At 61.1% G+C, this 7,400-nt stretch carries 3 protein-coding genes; 2 read left to right on the top strand and 1 reads right to left on the bottom strand.

What is annotated here, in order from left to right; all coding sequences use genetic code 11:
• Positions 1-1,814, bottom strand: a 1,814-nt coding sequence (locus ACEW8Q_RS02940; protein WP_373502555.1) for an NADP-dependent malic enzyme, incomplete at its 3' end; no start/stop codon positions are given.
• Positions 1,815-1,939: 125 nt separating this feature from the next.
• On the opposite strand from ACEW8Q_RS02940, the gene mutS reads away from it, so the two are divergent.
• The gene (mutS, locus tag ACEW8Q_RS02935) at positions 1,940-4,639 is read left to right on the top strand and encodes a DNA mismatch repair protein MutS (RefSeq protein WP_373502554.1); all 2,700 of its coding nucleotides are present in this window, start codon (positions 1,940-1,942) and stop codon (positions 4,637-4,639) included.
• Entirely contained in the window at positions 4,636-7,395 is a 2,760-nt protein-coding gene (locus ACEW8Q_RS02930; protein ID WP_373502553.1) for a [protein-PII] uridylyltransferase, read from the top strand. The genes mutS and ACEW8Q_RS02930 overlap by 4 nt, the downstream gene beginning before the upstream one ends.
• Positions 7,396-7,400 lie beyond the last annotated feature (5 nt).

Raw genomic sequence — 7,400 nt, 5'->3', positions numbered from 1 at the left:
TCGGCGATCGCGGTGTCGGCAACGATGACATTGCGGCCGCGGCAGATCGCGATGGTGGCGGCGATCACCTGGTGCTGCGGCATCGGGTCGATGACCTTGCGGACATCGGCAAGCACGGTGGAATAATTGCGGGTCACGCCGGAAACCATGCCGTCAGCATCGCCCAGCGCGACCATGCATGCCGAGAAGATGTTGCGGTCGGTATTCACCATGCGCTGGCAGTCGCGGAAGAGATAGCCGTCGCGCTGCAGCCGCGAATAGAGAAAATCGGCGAAGTCGGCATTGCGGTCGGAAAGGCGCGCATTGATCAGTTCGATGTTCGGGCGGTCGAGATCGATGCCGGCCTTGATTGCCGTCTCGGCCATCTGTTCGTCGCGGCCGACGAGGATCGCAGTGCCCAGGCCCTGGTTCACATAGGCGATTGCCGCGCGCATCACCTGCTCCTCCTCGCCCTCGGCGAAGACAATGCGCTTCTGGTTGCGGCGCACCCGCTCGTAGATGCGCTGGAGCGTGGAGGCGATCGGATCGCGCCGGGCCGACAATTGCTGGGCATAGGCTTCCAGGTTGACGATCGGCCGGCGCGCGACACCGCTCTCGGCGGCGGCCCTTGCGACCGCGACCGGGATTTCCGACAGAAGGCGCGGATCGAACGGCACGGGAATGATATAGTTCGGGCCGAATTTCGGGCGTATGCCCTGATAGGCGTTCGCCACCTCGTCCGGCACATCCTCCCGGGCGAGGCGCGCCAGCGCGTCTGCCGCGGCGATCTTCATCGCTTCGTTGATGGTTGTCGCGCGCACGTCCAGCGCGCCGCGGAAAATATAGGGAAAGCCCAGCACGTTGTTGACCTGGTTCGGGAAATCCGAACGCCCCGTCGCCATGATCGCATCGGGGCGGATAGCCTCGACCTCGCTCGGCGTGATTTCCGGATCGGGATTGGCCATCGCGAAGATGATCGGGTTCGGCGCCATCGCGGCGACCATTTCGGGCGTCAGCGCGCCCTTCACCGACAGGCCGAGGAAAACATCCGCGCCGGTCAGCGCCTCGTGCAGCGTGCGGGCGTCCGTCACGGCGGCATGTGCCGATTTCCACTGGTTCATGCCTTCCTTGCGGCCCTGCCAGACCGGCCCCTTGGTGTCGCACAAGATGACATTGGCCGGGTTGAAGCCCATTGCCTTGATGAGTTCGATGCAGGCGATGCCGGCCGCACCCGCGCCGTTGCAGACGAGTTTCGCCGACTTCATGTCGCGGCCGGTGATCTCCAGCGCGTTGATGAGGCCGGCGGCCGCGATGATGGCGGTGCCATGCTGGTCGTCGTGGAAGACGGGAATGTCCATCATCTCACGCAGCCGCTGCTCGATGATGAAGCAATCCGGCGCCTTGATGTCTTCCAGATTGATACCGCCGAAGGTGGGCCCCAGATAGCGGACCGCGTTGATGAATTGCTCGACGTCCTTGGTATCGACCTCGAGGTCGATCGAATCGACGTCGGCAAAGCGCTTGAAGAGCACAGCCTTGCCCTCCATCACCGGCTTTGAAGCCAGAGCGCCAAGATCCCCCATCCCGAGGATAGCGGTGCCGTTGGAAATGACGGCCACCAGGTTACCCTTGGCGGTATAGTCATAGGCCGTTTCCGGGTTTTCCGCGATCCGCCGCACGGGCACAGCTACGCCGGGGCTATAGGCGAGCGACAGGTCGCGCTGCGTCGCCATGGGCTTGGTCGGCGTGATTTCGAGCTTGCCCGGCTTGCCGCGCTGATGGAACTGGAGGGCCTCCTCGTCGGTGAAGGTCGGGCGGCGCGGCTTCTGGTCCATAGGAAGTTCCCCTTGAGACACGAATTATGTCGTTTGGGGCAGACTAGAGAGCGGACGGGTGACACTCAAGCTTTCTGAAAAGGCCCCTTGTACCCCTTTGGTCGATTCCTGCTATTGAGGGGGCCATGAACGAGATGGGGCAGGTCGGCGCGAAACCGGAGGACGAGGCATACAGCCGCGCGACGCCCGTGATCGCGCAGTTCCTCGAGATCAAGGCCGCCAATCCCGGAAGTCTCCTGTTCTACCGCATGGGCGATTTCTACGAATTGTTTTTCGAGGACGCTGAAATCGCAGCCCGCGACCTCGGCATTACGCTCACGAAGCGCGGCAAGCACCTGGGCCAGGACATTCCGATGTGCGGCGTTCCGGTCCATGCGGCGGACGCCTATCTGCAGCGCCTTATCCGGCTTGGTCATAGAGTTGCCGTCTGTGAGCAGCTCGAAGACCCTTTGGAAGCTCGAAAGCGCGGCTCGAAAGCGGTGGTCAGGCGCGATGTCATCCGCCTCGTGACGCCCGGCACGCTGACAGAAGACAATCTTCTCGATTCCCGCAGCAACAATTTCCTCGCGAGTATTGCGCGCCACAAGGGAACGGGTGAGCTTGCACTGGCCTGGTCCGATATCAGTTCAGGCGAACTGGCCGTGATGATATCGGGCGCGGGCAGGCTGGGGGCCGACCTCGCAAGACTGGAACCGCGCGAGATCATCGTGGCAGACAGTCTGATCTCTGATCCGGAGTTCTCGGCACTCTTCGACCGGGCCGGAACACCAGTAACGCCCCTTCCCGCTTCACGCTTCGAGGTGGCTGCCGCCGAGCGGCGTCTGAAGCAGCATTTCGAGGTGGCTGCGCTGGACGGTTTTGGCAGCTTCTCGCGCTGCGAGGTCGCGGCGTTGGGCGGACTTCTCGAATACATCGTGGTGACCCAGGCCGGACGGGTCCCTCACATGCGCCAGCCGCGCCGCGAGCTCTCGGGCGCGGCTCTGCTGATCGACCCCGCGACACGCGCCAATCTTGAACTTGCGCGCACGCTGGCGGGCGAGAAGCGCGGAAGCTTGCTGTCGATCATCGACCATGCGGTTACCGCTGCGGGGTCACGCTGTCTCGCCGCCCGGTTGTCAACGCCGCTATGCGATCCCTATGCCATTGCGAAGCGGCTCGACGAGGTATCCCATTTCGCCGACAGGCCGGACTGGCGTGACCGGTTGAGGCGGGAGCTTGCGGCAATGCCCGATCTTGAGCGTGCCCTTGGCCGTATCGTGATCGGACGGGGCGGTCCGCGCGATCTTGGAGCCATTCGAGATGCGCTGAAGGCGGCAACGACTCTGGAAATGATGCTGGGCGCAGAGACCGGCATAGATGGCTTGCCAGAGGGCTTAGCCATTATCCACGACCACCTTGCTGCAAGCGACATGACGCTTGCTGCGGAACTGGATTCCGCTCTCGGCGAAGACTTGCCGATCTCAGCCCGCGATGGCGGATTCATCCGGCCCGGTTTTGCACTGGAACTCGACGAGAACCGTTCGCTTCGGGACGAGACCCGCCATGTCATCGCAGGGCTTCAGGCGCAATATGCGGAAGCGACTGGAATCAAGTCGCTTAAAGTGCGGCACAACAACGTGCTCGGATATTTCATCGAGGTGCCAGCCTCTTCTGCCGCAGCACTGCAGTCGCCCGCGCAGGCGGCAATCTTTACTCATCGCCAGACAGTCGCCAACGCGATACGCTACGTGACAACGGAGCTTGCCTCGCTCGATCAGCGCATAGCTGCTGCTGCGGACCGGGCCAATACCATCGAACTCGAGATCTTTGACAGGCTTGCAACGAAGGTGAATTCGCAGCGGGTTCTTCTCTCTGTCCTGGCAGATGCTGCTGCGCAACTCGATGCAGCTGCGGCGCTGGCAGAAGTGGCAGAACGGCGGCGATATGTCAGGCCCCGCGTCGACGGATCGACGGCTTTCATGATCCGGGGCGGGCGCCATCCCGTCGTGGAGGCTGCCCTCCAGGACAATGCCAGCGGATCGTTCGTGTCGAATGATTGCAATATCTCCGGCGACGGAAAGCGGCTCTGTCTTCTCACCGGTCCCAATATGGCGGGCAAGTCCACATATCTTCGGCAGAACGCGCTGATCGTGATTCTGGCGCAGATGGGCTCCTTCGTTCCGGCGGATGAGGCCCATTTCGGCGCAGTCGACCGCCTCTTCAGCCGTGTGGGTGCAGCAGACGATCTGGCGCGCGGGCGCTCGACCTTCATGGTCGAGATGGTGGAGACTGCTGCGATCCTCAACCAGGCGACCGAACGCTCCTTCGTGATTCTGGACGAGATCGGCCGTGGCACGGCGACCTATGATGGCCTTTCAATCGCCTGGGCGACGCTGGAGCATTTGCATGGCGTCAACAAATGCCGGGCGCTTTTCGCCACACATTATCATGAGCTGACCGCCTTGGCGTCCAAGCTGCCGCACCTCGCAAATGCGACGATGAAGGTGCGGGAATGGCAGGACCAGATCATCTTCCTTCATGAGGTGGTCGCCGGTGTGGCCGACCGATCCTACGGAATCCACGTCGCCCGTCTTGCGGGTCTGCCACCAGCGGTCATTGCGCGCGCACAGAAAGTGCTGGACCGGCTCGAACGCGAGGGGTCCAAGCCGAGTGCGACGGGACTGATGGAAGACCTGCCCCTTTTTGCAGTACTTGCGGCTCCGGCTGTCAGCCGCGAGAGCGAAGTCGAGAAGAGGCTTGCAGACCTTGTGCCCGATGAGTTATCGCCGCGCGAGGCGCTCTCGCTCCTCTACGATCTCAAAGCGCTGCTGGCACCTCATTCATGAAAAACCCCCCGTCCCTGCCGCACCTCATCGATGCCACAGCGTTTCGGCGGCAACTTGCAATGGTCGCGTCAGCGCAAAATGGATCGCCCGATCTCAGACCGGCTATCGTGAAGGTACTGAAGGCGGAACTGGAATCCGCTCACGCGGAAGCCGAACGCCGGCTGGTCGTTGATGGGGAAGGGACGCGATGTGCCGAGACGTTGAGCGAAGCAGAGGACGAACTGATCCGTGGTCTGTTCGAACTGGCCTGTCTGAGCCTTTATCCGCCGTCAGGCACTGAGGAAAGAATTTCAATCGTTGCCGTGGGCGGCTATGGCCGTGGAACACTGGCTCCGGGCTCGGATATCGACTTGCTGTTCGTGTTGCCATCCAGGCAGTCGGCGAGGGTGCAGTCCATCGTGGAATTCATTCTCTATTGCCTCTGGGACACGCGGCAAAAAGTTGGGCACGCGACTCGCAGCATTGACGAGTGCATCAGGTTGGCGCGCTCCGACAACACGATTCTGACCTCCATCCTGGAGGCCCGCTACATTTGTGGAGACCGTGGACTATTCGATCGGCTCGTCACGGATTTTCGTCACGAGATCGTATCGAAGGGAGCCAAGGAGTTCATCACCGACAAGCTCGGTGAACGCGACATGCGTCACCTCAAGGTGGGCGAGAGCCGATATCTTGTGGAACCGGACGTGAAGGATGGAAAGGGTGGCCTTCGTGACCTGAATACCCTGTTCTGGATCGCAAAGTATCTGCATGCCACGAATTCTACCGACGAGCTTGCGGAGAAGGGAGCCTTCTCGCGAGAGGAGCTTGCGATCTTCAAGAAGTGCGAGCGCTTCCTCTGGGCAGTCCGCTGCCATCTGCATTTTCTCTCGAAGCGCGGTAATGACCGTCTGAGTTTCGACCGACAGTCCGACATCGCGGAACGTCTCGGCTACAAGTCGCATGGCGGGTTGAAACACGTCGAGCGTTTCATGAAGCACTACTTTCTGGTGGCCAAGGACGTCGGCGATCTCACGCGTATTCTTTGTGCCAGCCTGGAAGCCAAGCAGGTGAAGGAAGCCCCAAGCCTGAGCCGCGTCCTGGGGCGATTGATCTCCAAAGGCTCTGGCGCGCTCGCCGACGCGCCTGCCTTCAGACTTGAAAGCGGGCGAGTGGTGCCGAAGTCGGCCGACGTATTCGACAATGACCCTGTGAACATGATCCGGCTCTTTGCCGCCGCGGGGCGGCATGGTGCCGAAATTCACCCCGATGCCCTGAAGCTGCTTCGAAAATCACTCAGCCTCATCCGCGGTCCCATGCTGGACGACCCGGAGGCCAATGCGATCTTCATCGAACTTCTGACGTCGAGCGAGGAACCGGACATCGTGCTGCGGATGATGAACGAGGCAGGTGTTCTGGGCCGCTTCATCCCGCCCTTCGGACGTATCGTGGCGATGATGCAGTTCAACATGTACCATCACTACACTGTCGACGAGCATCTGATCCGCGCGGTGGGGCATCTCGCGGCCATCGAGCGCGGCAAGTTTACCGATGATCATCCACTGGTAACAGCCATTTTCCCGACCATCACCAGCCGCAGGCTTCTCTATGTTGCGGTGTTCCTGCACGACATTGCGAAGGGCCGAAAGGAAGATCATTCAATTGCGGGCGAGCGGATCGCGATGGAACTGTGCCCACGGCTCGGGCTCACGGCGTCGGAAGCAGAAACAGTTGCCTGGCTGATACGTCATCACCTGTTGATGAGTGAGACCGCGCAGATGCGCGATCTCAATGACTTCAAGACCATTCTTGATTTCTGTACCATTGTGCAAAGTCATGAGCGTCTGAAACTACTCATCATTCTGACCGTTGCGGATATTCGCGCTGTTGGCCCCGGCGTCTGGAACGGGTGGAAGGGACAGTTGCTGCGTACACTGTATGCCGAGGCAGAGCCCGTTCTGACCGGCGGGCATACTGCCGTTTCCCGCAAGGAACGCGTTGCCGACGCGCAGGCCGCCTTCTTCGCGAGGCTACCCACTTGGAGCGAAGCCGAGAAGAAGACCTATGCCACTCGTCACTATGAAGCTTACTGGCTTGGCACGAGCACCGAAAAGCAGTTGAAGCATGCCGAGCTGACCTCACGTGCAACACCGAAGAGTGTGGTGACGAGTACCGAGACGGACGCCTTTACCGCGATCACCGAACTCACGATCTACACGCCCGATCATCCGCGGCTGCTTGCTCTCATTACCGGGGCCTGTGCGGCAGCTGGTGCAAATATTGCCGGCGCACAGATCTTTACCACCGCCGACGGCATGGCGCTCGACACGATTCTCATTCAGCGCGAGTTCCAATCCGAAGAGGATGAACGCCGGCGGGGCGAGCGCATCGCAGATCTTGTGCGCAAGGCGCTGCGTGGAGAGCTCTGGCTGAAGGAAGCGGTGGCGCGCGCCTACAAACCGCAGCAGCGGATAAAGGCCTTCACGGTGGAGCCGCGCGTCATCATCGACAACCACTCTTCCAACCGCTTCACGGTGATCGAGATCAATGGCCTCGACCGCATCGGGCTGCTCTATGACCTGACAGAGGCCCTCTATAAGCTGAACCTCAACATCGCATCGGCACATGTGACGACGTTCGGGGAAAAGGCCATCGACGTCTTCTACGTCACAGACCTTACGGGTGCCAAGATCGAGAACGCCACACGGCACAAGCAGATCGAACATGCACTCGGCAGCGTGCTGATCCCAGCTCAACCAGCCATGGCAAAGGCCTGACGCAG

It is taken from the genome of Aestuariivirga sp., from assembly GCF_041738905.1.
GTDB lineage: Bacteria > Pseudomonadota > Alphaproteobacteria > Rhizobiales > Aestuariivirgaceae > Aestuariivirga.
This window is presented reverse-complemented; position numbering and strand designations above follow the sequence as displayed.

Excerpts from the sequence above, each read along its gene's own strand:
- ACEW8Q_RS02930 (WP_373502553.1), top strand. The coding sequence starts at position 4,636 with ATGAAAAACCCCCCGTCCCTGCCGCACCTCATCGATGCCACAGCGTTT.
- mutS (WP_373502554.1), top strand. The coding sequence starts at position 1,940 with ATGAACGAGATGGGGCAGGTCGGCGCGAAACCGGAGGACGAGGCATAC.